General features: G+C 36.7%; 15 protein-coding genes and 1 riboswitch. Of the genes, 6 read left to right on the top strand and 9 right to left on the bottom strand.

Annotation, left to right across the window (positions count from 1 at the left end; all coding sequences use genetic code 11):
• Positions 1-4 precede the first annotated feature (4 nt).
• Complete coding sequence (locus KFD70_RS06575; protein ID WP_336450741.1) at positions 5-250, bottom strand: hypothetical protein; 246 nt, start codon at positions 248-250, stop codon at positions 5-7.
• 551 nt (positions 251-801) lie between these two features.
• Here KFD70_RS06575 and sasP point away from each other — a divergent pair.
• Positions 802-1,005 (top strand): small acid-soluble spore protein, SasP family, encoded by a 204-nt coding sequence (sasP, locus tag KFD70_RS06570; protein ID WP_174101963.1) that lies wholly within the window; start codon positions 802-804, stop codon positions 1,003-1,005.
• Between the two features lie 50 nt (positions 1,006-1,055).
• On the opposite strand, the gene KFD70_RS06565 is transcribed toward sasP, so the two are convergent.
• The 5 genes from KFD70_RS06565 to KFD70_RS06545 form a co-directional block, all read right to left on the bottom strand.
• A complete protein-coding gene (locus tag KFD70_RS06565) occupies positions 1,056-1,790 on the bottom strand; it encodes an amino acid ABC transporter ATP-binding protein (protein ID WP_336450740.1) in 735 nt (244 codons plus the stop codon).
• 28 nt (positions 1,791-1,818) lie between these two features.
• Positions 1,819-2,517 carry an amino acid ABC transporter permease gene (locus KFD70_RS06560; protein ID WP_336450739.1) on the bottom strand — a complete coding sequence of 233 codons (699 nt, stop codon included), beginning with the start codon at positions 2,515-2,517 and terminating at the stop codon, positions 1,819-1,821.
• The gene (locus tag KFD70_RS06555; RefSeq protein ID WP_336451013.1) at positions 2,504-3,304 is read right to left on the bottom strand and encodes an amino acid ABC transporter substrate-binding protein; all 801 of its coding nucleotides are present in this window, start codon (positions 3,302-3,304) and stop codon (positions 2,504-2,506) included. The genes KFD70_RS06560 and KFD70_RS06555 overlap by 14 nt, the downstream gene beginning before the upstream one ends.
• A gap of 666 nt (positions 3,305-3,970) precedes the next feature.
• Complete coding sequence (locus KFD70_RS06550) at positions 3,971-5,971, bottom strand: ABC transporter ATP-binding protein (protein ID WP_431613031.1); 2,001 nt, start codon at positions 5,969-5,971, stop codon at positions 3,971-3,973.
• A complete protein-coding gene (locus KFD70_RS06545; protein WP_336450737.1) occupies positions 5,968-7,722 on the bottom strand; it encodes an ABC transporter ATP-binding protein in 1,755 nt (584 codons plus the stop codon). Before KFD70_RS06545 ends, KFD70_RS06550 begins: the two co-directional genes overlap by 4 nt.
• 690 nt (positions 7,723-8,412) lie before the next feature.
• Between KFD70_RS06545 and gapN the strand changes: the two genes are divergently transcribed.
• Positions 8,413-9,858, top strand: a complete 1,446-nt coding sequence (gapN, locus tag KFD70_RS06540; RefSeq protein ID WP_336450736.1) for an NADP-dependent glyceraldehyde-3-phosphate dehydrogenase — start codon at positions 8,413-8,415, stop codon at positions 9,856-9,858.
• A gap of 341 nt (positions 9,859-10,199) precedes the next feature.
• Here gapN and KFD70_RS06535 read toward each other — a convergent pair whose 3' ends face one another.
• Positions 10,200-10,859, bottom strand: a complete 660-nt coding sequence (locus KFD70_RS06535) for an AAA family ATPase (RefSeq protein WP_336450735.1) — start codon at positions 10,857-10,859, stop codon at positions 10,200-10,202.
• Between the two features lie 229 nt (positions 10,860-11,088).
• A riboswitch (Lysine riboswitch) is annotated at positions 11,089-11,271 on the top strand.
• 150 nt (positions 11,272-11,421) lie between these two features.
• On the opposite strand from KFD70_RS06535, the gene KFD70_RS06530 reads away from it, so the two are divergent.
• The 3 genes from KFD70_RS06530 (at position 11,422) to KFD70_RS06520 (ending at position 14,480) form a co-directional block, all read left to right on the top strand.
• On the top strand, positions 11,422-12,846 hold the full coding sequence (locus KFD70_RS06530) for an amino acid permease (protein WP_336450734.1): 1,425 nt from the start codon (positions 11,422-11,424) through the stop codon (positions 12,844-12,846).
• 69 nt (positions 12,847-12,915) lie between these two features.
• On the top strand, positions 12,916-14,115 hold the full coding sequence (locus KFD70_RS06525) for an ABC transporter permease (protein WP_431613029.1): 1,200 nt from the start codon (positions 12,916-12,918) through the stop codon (positions 14,113-14,115).
• Positions 14,116-14,276: 161 nt separating this feature from the next.
• Positions 14,277-14,480 (top strand): hypothetical protein, encoded by a 204-nt coding sequence (locus KFD70_RS06520; RefSeq protein ID WP_174101943.1) that lies wholly within the window; start codon positions 14,277-14,279, stop codon positions 14,478-14,480.
• 59 nt (positions 14,481-14,539) lie between these two features.
• Here the strand turns inward: KFD70_RS06520 and KFD70_RS06515 are convergent, their stop codons facing one another.
• Complete coding sequence (locus tag KFD70_RS06515; protein WP_431613028.1) at positions 14,540-15,799, bottom strand: MDR family MFS transporter; 1,260 nt, start codon at positions 15,797-15,799, stop codon at positions 14,540-14,542.
• A 164-nt stretch (positions 15,800-15,963) separates the two neighbouring features.
• Between KFD70_RS06515 and KFD70_RS06510 the strand changes: the two genes are divergently transcribed.
• On the top strand, positions 15,964-17,658 hold the full coding sequence (locus KFD70_RS06510; RefSeq protein ID WP_336450731.1) for an SgrR family transcriptional regulator: 1,695 nt from the start codon (positions 15,964-15,966) through the stop codon (positions 17,656-17,658).
• Positions 17,659-17,713: 55 nt separating this feature from the next.
• Here KFD70_RS06510 and KFD70_RS06505 read toward each other — a convergent pair whose 3' ends face one another.
• Complete coding sequence (locus KFD70_RS06505) at positions 17,714-18,925, bottom strand: MFS transporter (protein WP_336450730.1); 1,212 nt, start codon at positions 18,923-18,925, stop codon at positions 17,714-17,716.
• Between the last annotated feature and the right edge of the window lie 127 nt (positions 18,926-19,052).

Below are 19,052 nucleotides of genomic sequence, written 5' to 3'. Positions count from 1 at the left end.
TTCATTATATCAATTTCACTGTTAATTCAGTTTGTGTTCCGCATGTCCCACAATAAAAAACATGAACACAATATTTCTCCGAATTCTCCCTCGTTAAACCGTCTACTGCTGTTAACAAATCTTGATCCATGTACGCACTATAGTCATCTATATAATCGACAACTTTTCCATAATCTTGGAGTACATTCGTACAAACCCGGCAAGAATATGTTTGAGACTCCAATGCATTACAAAGTGGACATATCGCCATTACAACTCCTCCAATCATAGAGGTTTCCTATTTATGATTAGTGTGACCTTCTTTTAGAAAAATACAAATTAAAAAACCTTCTTTTTAGGTGGGAAAGGGCATCCGGCCATGCATAGAAGCGGGCAGTTCCTTTTTTCGCCCCATGCCATGTGAAAACAAAAAGAGAAAGCGAGTGGAAATCTGCTTTTGTTTTCATAACCATGATTCATGTGTGGAAAGATTGAAATAGATGTATATAAATACAAATTGAAAAACCTTTCTTTTTAGAGAGTATCCGGTCATGCATGGAAGCGATCAGATTCTTTTCCTGCCCCATGCCACGTGAAAACCAATAGAGAAAAAGAGTGCAGATCATCTTTAATTATCCATAACGGCGGTTTATATATTTACAAAATTTACAAATTATTATTTCGCATATCTTTCTAGGTAACATCCATACTATGAGTACATTCACCACAACCGATGGATTGGCGCCAAACGGGGCGATCATCTGGTTCAACTCCAGCTAATCCAACCAAAAAACTTTTATACTCTAAGGAGGATATATTCCTATGGCAAACCAAAATTCTTCAAATCCATTAGTAGTACCAGGTGCATCAGCTGCAATCGATCAAATGAAATACGAAATCGCTCAAGAATTTGGTGTACAATTAGGAGCAGACTCTACAGCTCGTGCAAACGGTTCTGTTGGTGGCGAAATCACAAAACGTTTAGTAGCAATGGCTGAACAAAGCCTTGGTGGATTCCAAAAATAAATATATATGGCAAAAAAGGTCTCAGAGCATTCGCCCTGAGACCTTTCTATTTACTGAAGCATTTGCAGGAATTTCTTTGTGCGTTCTTCTTTCGGAGTAGTAAATACCTCTTCTGGCGTTCCTTGTTCTACAACAACGCCGCCATCCATAAAGATCACACGGTTCGCAATTTGATGAGCAAAGCGCATCTCGTGCGTTACAATCACCATTGTCATTCCTTCTTTTGCAAGTTCCTTCATGACTTTTAGGACCTCTTGCACAAGTTCTGGATCTAACGCTGACGTTGGTTCATCAAATAATAAAACCTCTGGTTCCATAGCTAGCGCACGGGCGATCCCTACGCGCTGCTGTTGTCCGCCTGACAGCTGGAATGGATATAAATCCATTTTGTCACCAAGTCCAACCTTCTCAAGGAAATACGTCGCTTTTTTCTTCGCATCTTCTTTCCCCATTTTTTTCACTGTAACAAGCCCTTCCATTACATTTTGAATCGCTGTTAAGTGAGGAAATAAATTATGATGCTGGAACACCATACCCGTTTGCGTACGAAGATTTACAATATCGCTCTTCGTTATTTTCTTTGAGAAGTCCAGTTCCTTATTACCAATACGAACAACACCCGCATTTGGCGTCTCTAATACATTTAGGCAACGTAAAAATGTTGTCTTACCTGAACCAGATGGCCCAATAATTACGACTACCTCGCCTTTTTCAACTGATAAGTCTATATGTTTTAGTACGGTATTATCTCCGAAACTTTTCTGTAAATGTTGAATTGAAATCATAAAAACAAAAACTCCTTTTATGAAAGGATTATTTTAAAGTATAACGCTCTGAACGTTTTTCTAATATTTGTTGCACGATAGATAGTAAGAAACAAATTACCCAATAAATAAGGCCTGCTTCAAAATAAACAATTAAAAACTCATAGTTCATCGATGCGATTTCCTGTGCTTTTCGGAACATCTCTGTTACTAAAATTAACGATGCTAATGAAGTATCCTTCACTAAGCTAATAAAAGTATTGGAAAGCGGCGGAATCGATACACGTGTTGCTTGTGGTAAAATAATACGTTTTAATGCTTGCGGGTATGTCATCCCAATTGTATACGCTGCTTCCCATTGCCCTTTTGGAATAGATAAAATGGATGCACGAATAATTTCAGATGCATACGCACCAACATTTAATGAAAATCCAATAACAGCTGCTGGATATGGATCAATCTCAATTTTTAAAGTTGGAAGTCCATAGAAAATAATAAACAATTGTACAAGAAGTGGTGTTCCGCGAATAATAGATACATAGATACGAGCGATCCATTGCAGCAAACGACTATTTGAAATACGAGCTAAAGCCGTCAAGGTCGCCAATATAATACCAATCACAAATGTGATAAGCGTTAATGGAATCGTCGTGAAAAGAGCACCCTCCAGCATAGGCATGAAGGATGCTTGCATAATATCTATCCATGTAGATAATCGATCTGTAACGACTGCACTACTTAGATACATTTTCACCGAACCATTTTTTCGTTATTTTGTCATACGTACCATCTTTTTTCATCTCTTCTAACGCTTTATCTACTTCTTGTACTAATGTATCGCTACCTTTACGGAATAAGAACCCACTTTGTGATGCTTCTTTTTCTGTTGCTGCAATTTTAATGTTTGCATCTTTTTTCGTTTCTAAATAGTTTAAAACTGATAACTTGTCATTGATTGTGAAATCAACACGTCCTGAGTTAAGTAATTCTACCGCTTGGCTAAATCCTTCTACCCCCTGGATTTCCGCGCCATTTTTCTTTGCAATTTCCGCGTAATTACTTGTTAAGGACTGCGCTGCTTTCAAACCTTTAATATCTGTAAATGATGCTGGCTTATCTTTGTCTTTTCGAACGACAAGCGCTGCTGAAGAAGAAATATATGGTTTAGAGAAGTCATATTTCTTTTGACGATCTTCACGAATTCCAACTTCATTCGCAACCATATCAAAACGTTTTGCATCTAGTCCAGCAAGTAAGCTGTCCCATTGCGTTTCTTTAAATACTGGCTTCACACCTAGACGTTTTGCAACTTCTTCTGTTAACTCAACGTCAAATCCAGTTAATTTCCCACTTCCATCGTGGAATGTAAACGGTGGGTATGTACCTTCCGTACCAACAACAATTTCACCGTTCTTTTTAATTTGTTGTAATGCATCTTGACTAGTAGCTGTATCTTTTTTCTCTCCGTTGCCACAGCCCGCTACAATTCCAACTGCGAGAGTAGCTACTGCAAACACTGAAAATAATTTCTTCATCATGTTAATCCTCCAAGTATTCTGATAGGAATTTAAAAACTATATTGATTGTATGCAATCTTGAACAATTTTTCAATGAAAATGTTCGTCATTAGTGTATCCTTTTTCTTCATAATCAAACAGAATGATACAAAATCGATACATACAAAAAATAAGTAACATGTTTAAATATAGCATTTATAAAGAAAAAGGTAAAACAAAAAAACTTTTCTTTTTGGGTGGGAGAGAGGACCCCCACCATGCATAGATGCGGTCAGGAGGATTCTTTTGTCCTTCATATCCGGAATTGAGTTGCTAGAGAATTAGTAAATGAAATTTTATCAGCGATTTTTCAAATATATCGACCGTTTCTCACAATATATCGGCGCAAATTGAAATATATCAGCGATTCGACAAAAGATATCGACGCTCCGACACATAACGACAAAAACAAGAGGCAGCTATCCCCACTAAAAAAAGAGCTTGCTAAACCAGCAAGCTCTCTCAAGACTCTAATACACAATATCCAATCATCCCGCACAATAATAAAAAGAAAGCAATGTTAAATGTTACTGATAACTCTTCCATCCCTATCTCCTCCTTTCCTCCAACATATCACATGGATAAGGAAAGAGACGGGAGCATTTGTAAACATTGCTTTAAAGTTTTCTGAACATTTCGTGAAAGTTATGCACTTTGGCTTCCTTCCATTTGTGTTTTGTACATGTCGTAATAACGACCCTTTTTCGCCATTAATTCGGCGTGAGATCCCTTTTCCAGAATCGTTCCTCGGTCAAGCACAATAATTTGATCTGCGCTCTTAATTGTTGAAAGGCGATGTGCAATGATAAAGGTTGTTCTTCCTTTCTTCACAACTTCTAACGCTTTTTGAATCATCGCTTCTGTCTCTGTATCAATACTTGAAGTTGCTTCATCTAACACTAAAATAGCAGGATCGAATGCTAACGCACGTGCGAAAGAGATAAGTTGACGCTCTCCTGTTGAAAGCGTGCTTCCTTTTTCGGTAATTTCCTCTTCTATATTGTTAGCAAATCGCTCCGCCCCTACATCGTGCAGTGCTTTTACAATCTTAGCCTTTGAAATCCTCGGATGTTCTAAGCTTACATTCGATGCAACTGTACCACTAAATAGAAATGGATCTTGCAATACAATTCCCATATGTTCACGGAGTGCTTGCTTGGGTATATCTTTCACGTCATGCCCATCGATTGTCAATTTTCCTTTTTGAAACTCATAAAATTGGAAAAGTACATTCATAATGGAACTTTTCCCCGATCCAGTATGACCAACGAGGGCAACCGTCTCTCCTTTTTTCGCCTCGAAAGAAATATTTTTTAATACTTCATCTTTCCCATTATAAGAAAATGAAACATCATCAAATCGAACATTTCCATTTAGACGTGGGATACGTTCCTCTTCAACTATTTCTCCCTTTTCATCTAACAGTTCAAATACACGTTCCGATGCAACGCGCGCTTGTTCTAAGTTTGCAAGCTGATTCACCATATTTGTAATGGGTGAAAAAAGTCTTGTTAAATAATCGACAAATGCATACAGCACCCCTAAAGAGATCATTCCCGTAGCACTCAAAGAAGCGCCGCCAAAATACCAAATAACTCCCGTAAAGGCAATGTTGCGCAAGACACCTACTAAGTTATGGGATGTCGCTGCATTTAAATTTAAAATTTTGTTTTGGTACTTGAAGTAATCTTCATTTAATTCTTCAAATTCTTTCTTCGTTGTACGTTCTTGACGAAATGCCTGAATGATAGGCATTCCTTGGATGGACTCATTCACTGTTCCATTAATATCTGATAATCGAGAACGCATCTTATGATTGTATACAGAAGCATATTTTCTATACACAACAGCCCAAACAATTAAAATTGGTATGATGATTAGGCATAAAAGTGCCAATTGAATATCCAGTAAAAATAACGCAATAAAAATTCCGATAATATAAATAAAACTAGAAACAAATGTCGCTAAAACTGTTACATATAACTCCCGAATTGCCTCCGTATCATTCGTTACACGCGATACAATTTTTCCTGCTGGCAAGTGATCGAAATAACGAATTGGTAATGTTTGAATATGGGAAAAGACATCCTCACGCATAATTTGAATGATTTTATTCGATGCTTTCTGTAAGAAGAACTGCTTACCATATGCAAATAAAGATACAACTAACAATAATGCAAAATATCCTCCGCCAAGTAAGAGTAATCGTTTTATCTCAGGTTCATAAAACGAATATACTTCTTTACCTGTTAACATTTTCGCTTTATACACTTGCGCCGCTTTTCCGCTTTGAATTGTAATCATATCTCCCTTTACAGAACGTGTTCCCTCTGCTGCAACTTTATTCGGTACAAAATAATAAGTGAAACCGACCTGTATAATACGAACTTCTTTTCCTTTTTGTTCCCCTTGTTCAAAACGGTCACTCCGTTTATACCAATTTCCGTTATAAAGTACGGCATCCTCACCTTGCACTGTTTCATGCCACGGTTTCTCAATTCCGACAATATGATCATCAATCATTATCTTTGCTACAAATGGACCTGCCAGCTCTGCAATAACGAAAATAAATAACATTGCTAGTGCCGTAAAAATGGGCCCCTTTACTTTCATAGCATACTGAAATAACCTCTTTCCTACATTCATATTTTCACCTCACCCCCGGCCTTTTCGCCCTGCTGTCTTTCAAACTGCTCCGCATACCAACCGTCGTTCAACACGAGCCTATTATGCGTTCCTTCTTCAATGATTTCACCATTATCCATAACGAGGATCCAATCCGCATGCTGCACAGCTGACAGACGGTGCGTTGTGATAATGGTTGTTTTTCCGCTTCTTTCTCTTCGTATATTTTCAATAATTGCCGCTTCCGTCCTGGCATCTACAGCTGATAATGAATCATCTAAAATTAAAATTTCTGGATTTTGAATAACGGCTCGTGCAATCGAAATCCGCTGTTTTTGCCCACCAGATAAAGAAACGCCTTTCTCTCCAACAAGTGTCTCTAACCCTTCTGGAAGGAACTCTAAATCTTTTTTGAATGCTGCAATTTCAATCGCCTTTTCAAGTTCCTCTTCACTTGCTTCTCTGTTTCCAAATAAAATATTTTCGCGTGCTGTTTTTGAAAATAGAATATGCTCTTGTGGTACATACCCAATCCAGCCTCGTACGTTCTCGGTCGAAATTTCACCTAGCATCACATCCGATACTGTAATATCCCCTTCACCAAGTGGATACTGACGAAGAAGCTGACGAACAAGAGTCGTTTTACCACTCCCTGTTTTCCCAACAATGCCAAGTGTTTCTCCTTGTTTCAATGAAAAAGAAACATGTTTCAAATTCATATCTGGTGAAGCTGGATATGAAAAGGAAACTTTATCAAAGTCGATATACTCTGGTTCGTGTACACGCTTCGGCTTTTTCACGTTCTTCACATCAGGCTCATACGCTAACGTTTCATTAACGCGGTCTAACGAAGCATTTCCGCGCTGCATCACATTGATTAATTCACCAATCGCAAACATCGGCCAAATCATCATTCCAAGGTAAACGTTAAAGGACACAAGTTCACCAAGCGTCACCTTTGATTGGAATACTAAAAATGCTCCATATACAAGACCAATCAAATAGCTAAGACCAACTAGCATCTTCACAGTCGGCTGGAACAGCGCATCAATTCTTGCTACTTTCATATTTTTTTCATATACATCTGTTCCTAACCTATGAAACCTGTCTTCATCCGCCTTTTCCTGTACATATGCACGAATCACACGCACGCCTGCAATCGATTCAAGCACTTTATCATTCATATCTCCAAATGCGTCTTGCGCAATTGTAAAGCGTTCATGTAGCTTCTTCCCATATATGTTCATTGCATATGCCATAATCGGCAAAGGAAGAAGTGCCGCAATTGTAAGCTCCCAACTAATTGAAAAGCCCATCATAAAAACAATCGTTAGCATATATAAGCTAGAATCCACGAGTGTCAAAATCCCAAAACCAGCAGTCATAGAAATCGCCTTTAAATCATTGGTCGCCCTTGCCATTAAATCACCCGTACGATTTTTGTGATAAAAGGTCGGTGTCATCTTCAGCAAGTGCCCCATAAATTTTGACCGCATCGTTTTTTCAAGAACAAATGAACCACCAAATAATTGATGTTGCCATACATACGTGAGTATATATCCAACTATCGTCGTCACGACTAAAATCCAAATATATTTCATAATTACTTCGCTTGTTAAAGATCCTATTTTTATATGATCAATTGTTAAGCCAATTACTTTTGGAGGAATTATCTCTACTACATTTACAATTAAAAGCGCGCCAATTGCGATACTGTACCTCTTCCAATGCTCTTTAAAAAACCATGTTAACTTTTGTAATACTGAAAACAATAAAATCTCTCCCTTCTCGATCTTGTTTCAGTCTATTTCTGTTATCCGCTATCAAAAGCCCCCCATTTTACACCTCGCCAGCTATACTGTTTCACCATATCTTCTCACCCTCCATATTTTTCTTTATCGGAACCATACAAAGTATGGAAACAACCAAAAATAGAGACAAAAAAGCGCATACCGCCGCTTGACGATATGCGCAAAAACGCATAAAAGCGTACGTTACGAAATACGCAACGTACGCTTTTTTAAAGACAAAAAAGCACTATCTTTCCGTACGGGTTGCGTAATGATATGAACGTTTTCCACCATGTAATCTAGCTAAGCCAGTCATATTTACAATTACAATCATCACGCACACCTCCTTCATTTATTTTCCATTTTTAATTTTATAACTTTATGAACTTTTCTGTCAATTGTTTTTTTTATTATTTTATAAAACAAACTTTTATCACAAGAAATATAAAATACATACTCCCTTTCCCATACTCGAAAAAATTATCTATTAATACTATTTATAAACCCTATGTTTCACTTAAAAATAAAGTAAACCCCTTTCAGAAAGGGCATACAAAATTAAAATCATACAAGAAATCGTTTTCATAAACATTTTGTTTGAAAAATATTCTCAAACCCCCTACAATCACCATATACTCACTCTTACAAGTTGCTATTTTAGGAGGACGAATCATGACAACGATAACTAGCAATACGTACAAATTTTATTTAAACGGTGAATGGAGAGAAAGCTCTTCTGGGCAAACAATTGATATTCCGTCACCATATTTACATGAAGTAATTGGACAAGTACAAGCGATTACTCGCGAGGAAGTTGACGAAGCAATTGCATCAGCAAAAGAAGCTCAAAAGGACTGGGCTGAAGCATCTCTTCAAGATCGTGCAAAATATTTATATAAATGGGCTGATGAGCTTGTAAATATGCAAGATGAAATTGCCGATATCGTAATGAAAGAAGTCGGTAAAGGTTATAAAGATGCGAAAAAAGAAGTTGTTCGTACAGCAGATCTTATTCGCTACACTGTAGACGAAGCATTACATATGCATGGCGAAAGCATGATGGGTGATAGCTTCCCTGGCGGATCTAAATCTAAACTTGCAATCGTTCAACGTGCACCACTTGGTGTTGTATTAGCCATCGCACCATTTAACTATCCAGTAAACTTATCTGCTGCAAAACTTGCACCAGCTCTTATTATGGGTAACGCTGTTATCTTTAAACCAGCAACACAAGGTGCAATTAGCGGTATTAAAATGGTAGAAGCACTTCATAAAGCTGGTCTTCCAAAAGGACTTGTAAACGTAGCAACTGGACGCGGTTCTGTAATTGGTGACTACTTAGTAGAACATCCTGGCATCAATATGGTATCGTTCACAGGTGGTACAAATACGGGTAAACACTTAGCGAAAAAAGCTGCGATGATTCCACTTGTATTAGAACTTGGCGGCAAAGACCCTGGCATCGTACGTGAAGATGCTGATTTACAAGAAGCTGCAAAACATATCGTAAGCGGTGCATTCTCTTACTCTGGTCAACGTTGTACTGCAATCAAGCGCGTACTTGTACATGAAAATGTAGCAGACGAACTTGTTAGCTTATTAAAAGATCATGTAGCTGCATTAACTGTTGGTTCTCCAGAACAAGACAGCACAATCGTGCCATTAATCGATGATAAATCTGCTGATTTCGTTCAAGGTTTAGTTGACGATGCGGTAGAAAAAGGCGCAACAATCGTTATCGGTAACAAGCGCGAGCGTAACTTAATTTACCCAACATTAATTGACAATGTAACAGAGGATATGAAAGTTGCTTGGGAAGAGCCATTCGGTCCAATCCTTCCAATCATCCGCGTTTCTTCTGATGAGCAGGCAATTGAAATTGCGAACAAATCAGATTTCGGCTTACAAGCAAGTGTCTTCACAAAAGACATTAATAAAGCATTTGCAATTGCAAACAAAATCGAAACTGGTTCTGTTCAAATTAACGGACGTACAGAGCGTGGCCCTGACCACTTCCCATTCATCGGCGTAAAAGGTTCTGGTATGGGAGCACAAGGTATTCGTAAGAGCCTTGAGTCTATGACACGTGAAAAAGTAACTGTATTAAACTTAATGTAACATTTTAGAAGCTAATCTACGGCTGTAGATTAGCTTCTTTTTATATAAAGTGAAACTTTAATCAGCCCTCACCAATCGGGCTTTTACGGGCAGTTGATCTCCCACCTATCTTCCTCGTTTCCCTCTGAATCTTGAGGTGGGGGTCTTACTGCCCGTTAATGCGGGATAAATACAAATTGAAAAACCGGGAAAAAACCATTCTTTTTAGGTGGGAAGAGAGCGTCCGGCCATAGGTAGAGGCGGTCAGTGTCTTTTTGGGTCCCATGCCAGGTGAGAACAAAAAGAGAAAGCGAGTGGATATATATGTTAGAAAATCAAGTGATATATATTCTTTCATTCCCCTATTCACTTATCTCACATGCTTTAGGATCACTGTTCATTAACCAATCCATTACATTCTCAAATACAGTTACAGAATCATTATTATGCTTTTCTTTATTCAAATTAGACACAATCTCAAAAATACTTTTTATATTCTCTTCAATACTAACTGCATCTACAAAATGGACTACATTAGGAGAAACAGTATGCATATATTGAAAATACTGCTTTTGTGGTTCTATAAGACTTAGATGTTTTTCGAAGTTACTTCGTCTTCGGGTAGTATCATTTTCTTTCCTTTTTCTTAATTCTGTTTCGCTTGTAGAAAGATGAATGTAGACATCCGGAAATCCTATATGTTTTCGTTTCATTTGATTTACATAAAACTCTTTCAAAAACGGTAAAGTTTGTGGGAATTCCCCCTGATAAATCCAGTTATACCAAATGGGCTGAAAAATATCTCCATCAAATAGAACTACATCATACGATTTTAGTTTTTCTTGTGCGATTTGCCATCTTTCAACTTGCCTTTCGAGATACCAATTTTCCAGTTCAGGATTAGGGCGCTGAAATAAGAAATTCACTTCTGGAATCACATAAGCATTGTACAATTCCGCAATATTTCTACACGTTGCCGTTTTACCAATACCACTTGCACCCTCCAAACAAATTAACGTCATATCAAACCTCCGTTCTTCTTTATAAAATAATATTTAAACATTACACTTCATAAATTTAACACAACTATCGACAAGCTTTTTCAAAAGAACCTATTTCGAAAAAGCTCCCTCTTCTAATAATAACAAAGTCTTCTCCATAGTCTGACTATTACTATATCCATTGACGTATAAAAATTCATTTGTTACCCTTAAATACGTAAATTTAATACATAAATCCTCATTCGTATCTCGGTGAGGTAGAGGTTGCAGTCATTAAGAGTATCATTTCGGGAGATGTAGTGGCATCGATGAACGAATGGGAAAGGAATGGTTGCCGAAGTAAGAAATGTCCACCATGCATTCTTGCTGGGTCTGCTACTTAATAAGTGCAGAACTGTCACAAACAATTTGTTTGTGGAGAGCTATCGAGAGGTATGTCGTGGGTTTCCTATAAGATAGAAAGCACGTAGCGACAATGACACGTGCTTTTTTTGTTTTGTATGAAGCTTACCTTACTTCCTTTTTGGAAGACATACATATCTCCTCGCTTGACTTGGTTATACTAACTTTGGAGGTATTTTTTATGCAACAGAAAAAATGGGGCTTTTGGGTACTGACAGCATTTGTTGTCGGCAATATGGTTGGCGCTGGTATTTTCATGGTGCCAAGTACATTAGCACAAACAGCAAGCCCTCTCGGTGTTACTTTAGCTTGGTTAACAACAGGGTTCGGTGTTTTAATGCTAGCTCTTGTTTTCGGTAATTTAGCAATTCGTCGTCCTGATTTAACAACAGGACCACAAAGTCACGCATATGCCTTATTTTCATCACCAAAAAAGAAAAAAATGGCTGGATTCAGCATGGTTTGGGGCTACTGGGTCGCAAACTGGGCAAGTAATGTTGCTATTATTACATCTTTTGCAGGTTATTTATCACTCTTCTTCCCGATTATGAAAGATACACGTCTCTTATTTTCAATTGGTACTTTCGATGTGGAAGTTGGAAAGCTCATTACATTCTCCATCTGTTCTTTCTTATTATGGGGAACACATATGATTTTAACAAACGGTGTAAACGGAGCTGGGAAATTAAACTTTTTAGCGACAACAACGAAGGTAACAGGATTCCTTCTCTTCATCGTTGTTACTTTGTTTGCATTTCAAGCTTCAAAATTTGGACAATGGTACACACCAGTGATTGATAAAGAAGGCGTGTCACACGGACTGCTTTCACAAGTAAATTTAGCTGCACTTACAACACTTTGGGCATTTATCGGTATTGAATCAGCTGTTCTTTTGTCAAACCGTGCGAAATCTCCAAAAACGGTAAAACATGCAACTGTTGCTGGCTTATTAATAACTGTTGCCATTTATTTAGGAATTACCATTTTAACAATGGGTGTTCTTCATATGGATAAACTACAAGCGTCTGAACGTCCATTAGCTGACGCATTAAATGCTGCAATGGGTCATGGCGGCGGAAAACTAATGGCGCTCCTTGCTCTTACTTCCCTATTCGGCTCGATCTTAGGCTGGATTTTATTAAGCTCAGAAGTGCCGTATCAAGCAGCAAAAGAAGGCTTCTTCCCTTCCTTCTTTGCAAAAACAAACAAAAAAGGAAGTCCGATTTATTCATTAAGACTGACAAATATTATGTCGCAAGTCTTCCTATTCTCAACATTATCAGGGACAATTGCTGAAGCTTATACATTCGTTATTACCGTCTCAACTTTAGCTTACTTAATCCCTTATCTCGTTTCACCGATCTTCCAATTAAAACTGGTCGTAACTGGTGAAACATATAAAAATGAAATGGGTTCACGAATTATGGATGGTATCGTCGCAGTCATTGCGCTTTGCTATGCACTATGGGTTATTAAAACTGGCTCCTCAGATATAAAAACATTCCTTCTTGGAATTGGCTTATTCGTAATTGGCTTTGCCTTTTACCCATTAATGAATCGTGATCAGAAACGAAATAAAAAAAATAAAAACGAACAAGTTGCTTAAAGCAATTTGTTCGTTTTTTATTTTGATGCACGAAAGAAACCTTTATAATAGATGATAGAGGTGAAAAACATGTCAATTGAAACACTGTGGAACGATCGTTTTCAAAAACATCTTCAAAACAGCATGATGTATTTTTTCCGGATGATTAGTGGTTTATTATATAGCTTCATCTTTATCTCATGTATCGGTGCGTATTATTACGCCAAGTTTTTAAAAACCTATCCTTCTAAAGGAATCGCATTATTAATCATTATAACTGTGCTTACAATCATGATAACGAGATGTAAAATCCGCACGTTTATCCAAAAGCCCGATGCTATCTATTTACTGGCACTTGAAGAGAAATTAACATCTTATTTCAAAAAATCTCTTCTCTATAACTATGTCATGCAGCTATTTCCATTGCTATTCACGTTTCTAATCATTACACCACTGGCAATGCAAACATTACAGACAACCGTTCCATTTTTATGTACGATCTTTTTCATTTTAATGTTACTAAAAGGTTGGAACCTATATATCAATTGGATATGGCGCGATCACGATAGCGGCCACATCTGGTTTATGATTCGATTCGCTTGCAATGCACTGATTCTTTACATGCTTTTTCAATCCGTATCAGTCCTTCTATTAGGTGCTGTTCTCTTACTTCCAGCCTTTATACTTCTTTATACAGTAAAACAACCAACAAAACGAATCGGCTGGGAATATATCATTGAACAAGAAGAAAAAATGGACATGCGCTTTTACCAATGTGCCAACTTTTTCACCGATGTTCCGCAGCTGAAAAAACAAGTCAAACAAAGAATATGGCTAACAAGTTGGCTAGAACCTATCTTACATAAAAAACAAGCTACTTTTTTATATTTGAACACTTTATCATTCTTACGTGCAAATGATTATTTTGGTATATATATTCGATTAACTGTCATTGGTTCTTTCATTTTATATTTCGTACCGAATGTATTTGCAAAGGGCGCTATTACTTGTTGTCTCTTATATATGACCTCTATGCAATTGCGTGCCTTATGGAAATATTTTTCGGGAAATAATATTGTAGCATTATATCCGATTTCACACGACACACGAATACATCAATTTCTTACCCTTGTATTTTCATTAGCAATCGTTCAACTAGTGGTATTTGCAGTTATCCTGATAATCAGGATCCAGCAGCTTTTACCTGCTTTTTCAATCGCCTTAATCAGTTTGCTTTTCATCAAATTTATTATTGTACCAAAAGCAAAAAAAAGAATTGCTTCTTTATAAGTACAAAAGACCGCAAATAGCGGTCTTTTTATGCTTATCCAGCACCCTTCTGTTAATTTCTAATCACTTTTTTAGGCATTTCTCATATAGTGAAAATGACTAGAATTTTCCTGATCGTATAAAAATATTTGATCACATATATAAAAGATGGGAGCCTGCCTATGAACAACAAGCACACTTCAACGCCCCCAAATCACTCCGAGGAAAACAAAAGAGAAATTAGCTTGCAAACATTAAGGGTCATTGGACTCATTGTATTAATTAGTGGCTATATCCTTGTCGCTCTCTCTGAAGTAGGTGAACTGAAAAATCTTTTAATGAATCCTCGCGCTAACAATACATTAGCTGAAGAAGATGTTTTTTAGAAACGTAATGCTATATAAAAAGCGAATCATCCTAAAAATGATCCGCTTTTTGTATAATTCTATCCAAGATGAGTTATGCTTTCTTCACGATATTCATTCCTTCTGATTGCTTTCATAAACAATACAATACTGCTTACACCAATCAAAAAATAAACAATACTCATTCCCCACGATGCAATGAATGAACCAAGCATAATCCCTAATGCCCCATTCAGTTTTGCTACCTGGAAGACCATACCATTGATAGCCATATAAGAGCTCCGCGCGTCATCCGGAATCATATCCGCCATAATCGATTGCCGAACAGGTACATACATCATCTCTCCAACTGTTTGAAAAAGACCAGCTATCAATAAAATCCACAAGCTATTGCTTGATCCAAGTATTGTAAATCCAATTGTATAGATAAACAAGCCCACATATAATAGTTTCAAATCATTAAAACGCTTCGTCATTTTAATAACAAGAGCTGAAAATAAAACAATCAAAATCGTATTTTCCGCAGAAATCCAACTTAACATGCGGATACCTGTTACATCAAAAGTACCATGATTTCCAAATGCAAACTGCACCGTCTCAAATTCCTCTTGCAAGCGCACGCCTAAATAATTATTAAGCTGAAATTCTAACGATAACGTACATATACTTGCCAAACAGAATATCAAAAATGCCCGGTCTGTCATCACGACTTTGTAGCTTTCTACCATTTCTTTTAGCACATGCTGCTTTTTTATAATTGGCCGAGCGACATATACCTCCTCCATATATACAGCAATTAAATATAGCGTCAGCAGTGCTACTACTGTTAATAATACAAATAGTTGAAAACGGTAATGTTCAAATAATAATCCCCCAAAGATTGCTCCAATCGCAATAGAAAAGTTGATTGCCCAATAATTGATACTATACATAACCTTTCGATTCTCAGGTGTACTCACATCAATTAGCATTGCCTCTGTTGCCGGGTTCATAAGTCCTGAACCAAGACTATTCGTTAACATAAAAATGAAAGTTAACCAAGGTGAATCTACATAATCTGAATTCGCAATTCCCATACAAGCAATTGAAACAACTTGTACCACTTGCCCTATAATCATGACCTTTTTTCGTCCTAATCGATCTCCAATATAACCACCATAAAGCCCAATGACTAGCGCTGCCATTACATTTATTAGTAATAAAACACCTGCAAGGACACTGCCTAGCTTTACTGAAAAATAAATCGCCATAAACGGGAAAATCATCGTTGATACAGTGCGTGTTAAAAATGATGTTATAATTCTAATTTTTATATTGCGATGCATACTCCAAAATCCCATTTCTTTCCGCCTCCTTATAGGTATTCATTTTACTTTGAAAAAGTGGAAGAAAAAGGTTAGAATATTCTAAAGAATTCCCCCTTTTATTGGGAAGGAGTCGTTTAAACATGAAAGTGATGGACTATTATATTCAACTATGATTGCATGATCCGGAAAAACAGTACATGCAAAATAGCTTGCAAGAATTAGCCGATATGTTATATTGCACTACAAAAAACGTGAAAATTTTACTTAGAAAAATGAGTGAAGAAAACTTAATTACGTGGACACCTGGACGAGGACGTGGAAATAAAAGTGAGATTCTCTTTCTCCATACCATTTCAGAAGTCATTATTCCTTATGCTGAATCCCTTTTACAACAAGATAAATTAAAAGAAGTCTTCCTTCTTTTAAAACAACCTTTTCCTTCTTCTCTACGAAAAAACTTAGAAGACAAACTACAACAGCATTTTGGATACCAACCTGTAAACGATATGTACGATGTGTTAAAAATACCTTGCTCTCGAAAAATATTACCACTCGACCCAGCATTTGCAGCTATCACAACTGAGAGTCATCTTATTAGTCAAATTTTTGATACATTAGTAATTTATAACTATAGCGCAGAAGAAATTGAGCCTCATCTCGCTCATACATGGGAAGTTAGTAAAGATCAATTAACTTGGACTTTTTACTTACGAAAAGGAATCCAATTTCATCATGGAACAACTTTATCTTCCAAAGATGTTCAATTTTCGTTTGAAAGATTACAACACGTACAATCTCCTTATGCATGGCTCACAAAAGAAATTGTACAAATTGAAACACCATCACCATTACAAATAAACTTTCACCTCCGAAAGCCAAACTTGTTTTTTCTACGTTATGTAAGTTCGATGCAATTAGCCATTTTACCCCATGATGTTGAAATACAAAATCACCATTATATCGGTACAGGAGCTTTTACATTACATTGTTATGATGAAGATCAAGTGATATTAGAAGCATTTCCTGATTATTTTAAAGAACGCGCTTTAGTTGATCGTATCGAGTTTTGGCGTATTCCAGAACATGCACAAATACATAAACATTGTGAAATTCCAAATAATAAAAATAAAAAAGAACATGATGTACAAATAGAAGAAACTGGCTGTATATATGCTGCATTTAACTTTACAAAACCCGGTCCACATCATGATATTTATTTTCGAAAAGCTTGGAGAGAACTATATGATGTTGAATCCATCATTCATAATTTAAAAGGAACACGCACTATTCCAGCATGTAGCTTCTTTCCAGAAAGAAGTAGGATAGCGGAAAAACAATCCAGGTCTTTACAGAAAGCGAAAAATTACTTACAAAAGAGTTCCTATCAAGGTGAAACGATACATATTTATTTCTTCTCCTTTAAAGATAGTGCCGATGATGCTCTTTGGCTAAAAGAACGTTGCCAAAACTTAAGTATACAAGTAGAATTGCATCCTTTCCCAGTCTCAGACTACTCTAATCGCTCTATTGATCAGAACGCTGATATTATTTTGATGGGAGAAGTTTTCTCTTCAGATATAGAAATCGCTTTTCTTAATGTATTTAAAAATAACAGCTGCTTTATCAATCGTTTTATGCAGCCCCACTATCAAAAACAACTCGATTGTTTACTAGATACATTTTTATTGGAAGAAAATACAGAAAAACGCTACAAACTAATGTATGAAATAGAAGAATTCCTTCAAACAGAGTATATTATTCTATTTAATTATCATGTTTTTAAGAAAAAAACATATCCATCTTCTTTAAAGAACGTAACGATTGACTCTTTTGGTTGGACAGACTTTTCGAAGTTATGGATTCACCCAGCAGAATCAGCTAGCGAACTATAAAAAAAACAAAGGAGATATGATCTCCTTTGTTTTTTATCGTAGTACGATAAAGATTTTAACTTGTTTTTTCCGCTAAACTTTCTACCATTTGTTTTTCTTTCCACATGAATGTAATACCAAGACCAATAGCCATAATGAAAGCAGAGAAAAGATACGGATAGTGAATATTAACATCAAATAATATTCCTCCCATAGCCGGTCCGACGATATTCCCTAAGCTCGTATAGGTTGAGTTCATTCCAGCAACAAATCCTTGCTCTTTTCCAGCTGCTTTTGATAAAAATGTTGTTAATGCCGGACGAAGTAAATCGAATGCGAGAAAGATAAAACAAGTTACAGCCAATACTACCCAAAAATTATAGATTAAGGTTGAGACTACCGCCAATATTACACCTGTAATTAAACAGAGCTGAATCAAGACTTTTTCTCCAAATATATCTACTAACTTTCCAAATAGAAATACCTGAACAACAACACCAAAGATTGAGCTTATTGTAATAATAGCGGCAATATCTTTTGGTGTGAAACCAAACTTATGATCAGAAAATAGACTAAAAACAGTTTCATATGCCGATAAACCAAAAGCAAGTACAAATACAATAACAAATGCGATAAAGTAACGCGGGTTTAATGATTTTTTTAAATCGCTAATAAAGTTTGTTTGCTTCGTATTAGCCGAAATTTCTGCTAGTTGTTCCGCTGTTAACGGCTCTTTCAGAATAAATATGGAAGAAGCGCATGCGATAAAGGCGATGGCTGCCGCAAAAAAGAAGGGTACGCGTATACCATATTCTGCAATAAAACCACCGATTCCAGGTCCAATAATAAAACCTGTACTGATGGCAGCAGAAAGATATCCCATCGCTTTTGGTCGTTCCTGAATAGATGTAATATCTGCAACATATGCCGTAACACCAGGCATAATAAAGGCAGCACTAATCCCCCCTAACACCCTTGCTATATAAAGTACCCATACATTTGTTCCCAAACCAAATATAAGTTCTGAAGTACCAAAAAGAAATAAGCCAATTATGATAATTTTCTTTCTACCATAACGATCAACCCAGCGTCCTGTTAATGGTGACATCAGTAGTTGGGCTACTGCGAATACAGCAACAAGATAACCCATCGTTTTTCCTGATAACCCCATAATATTCATAAATGACGGCATAACCGGGATAATGAGGCCAATTCCGAGAAACGCAATGAATATATTGCTTAAAAGAATGATTAGTACCATCTTTTGTTCTTTGATTGATTTCTTCATTTATTAACACCTCTTCCTGTAAAAATCATTGATGTGAAACTCTTCTTCAAAATAATACCTAAGGGATTTTTAATTAGTGACATCCTCCACAAATAGCGGGACAAAATTGGTGAAAGCTATATCCTTT

Origin of the sequence: Bacillus pfraonensis, assembly GCF_050768835.1 — a bacterium.
In the GTDB taxonomy this organism is placed as follows: domain Bacteria; phylum Bacillota; class Bacilli; order Bacillales; family Bacillaceae_G; genus Bacillus_A; species Bacillus_A pfraonensis.
This window is presented reverse-complemented; position numbering and strand designations above follow the sequence as displayed.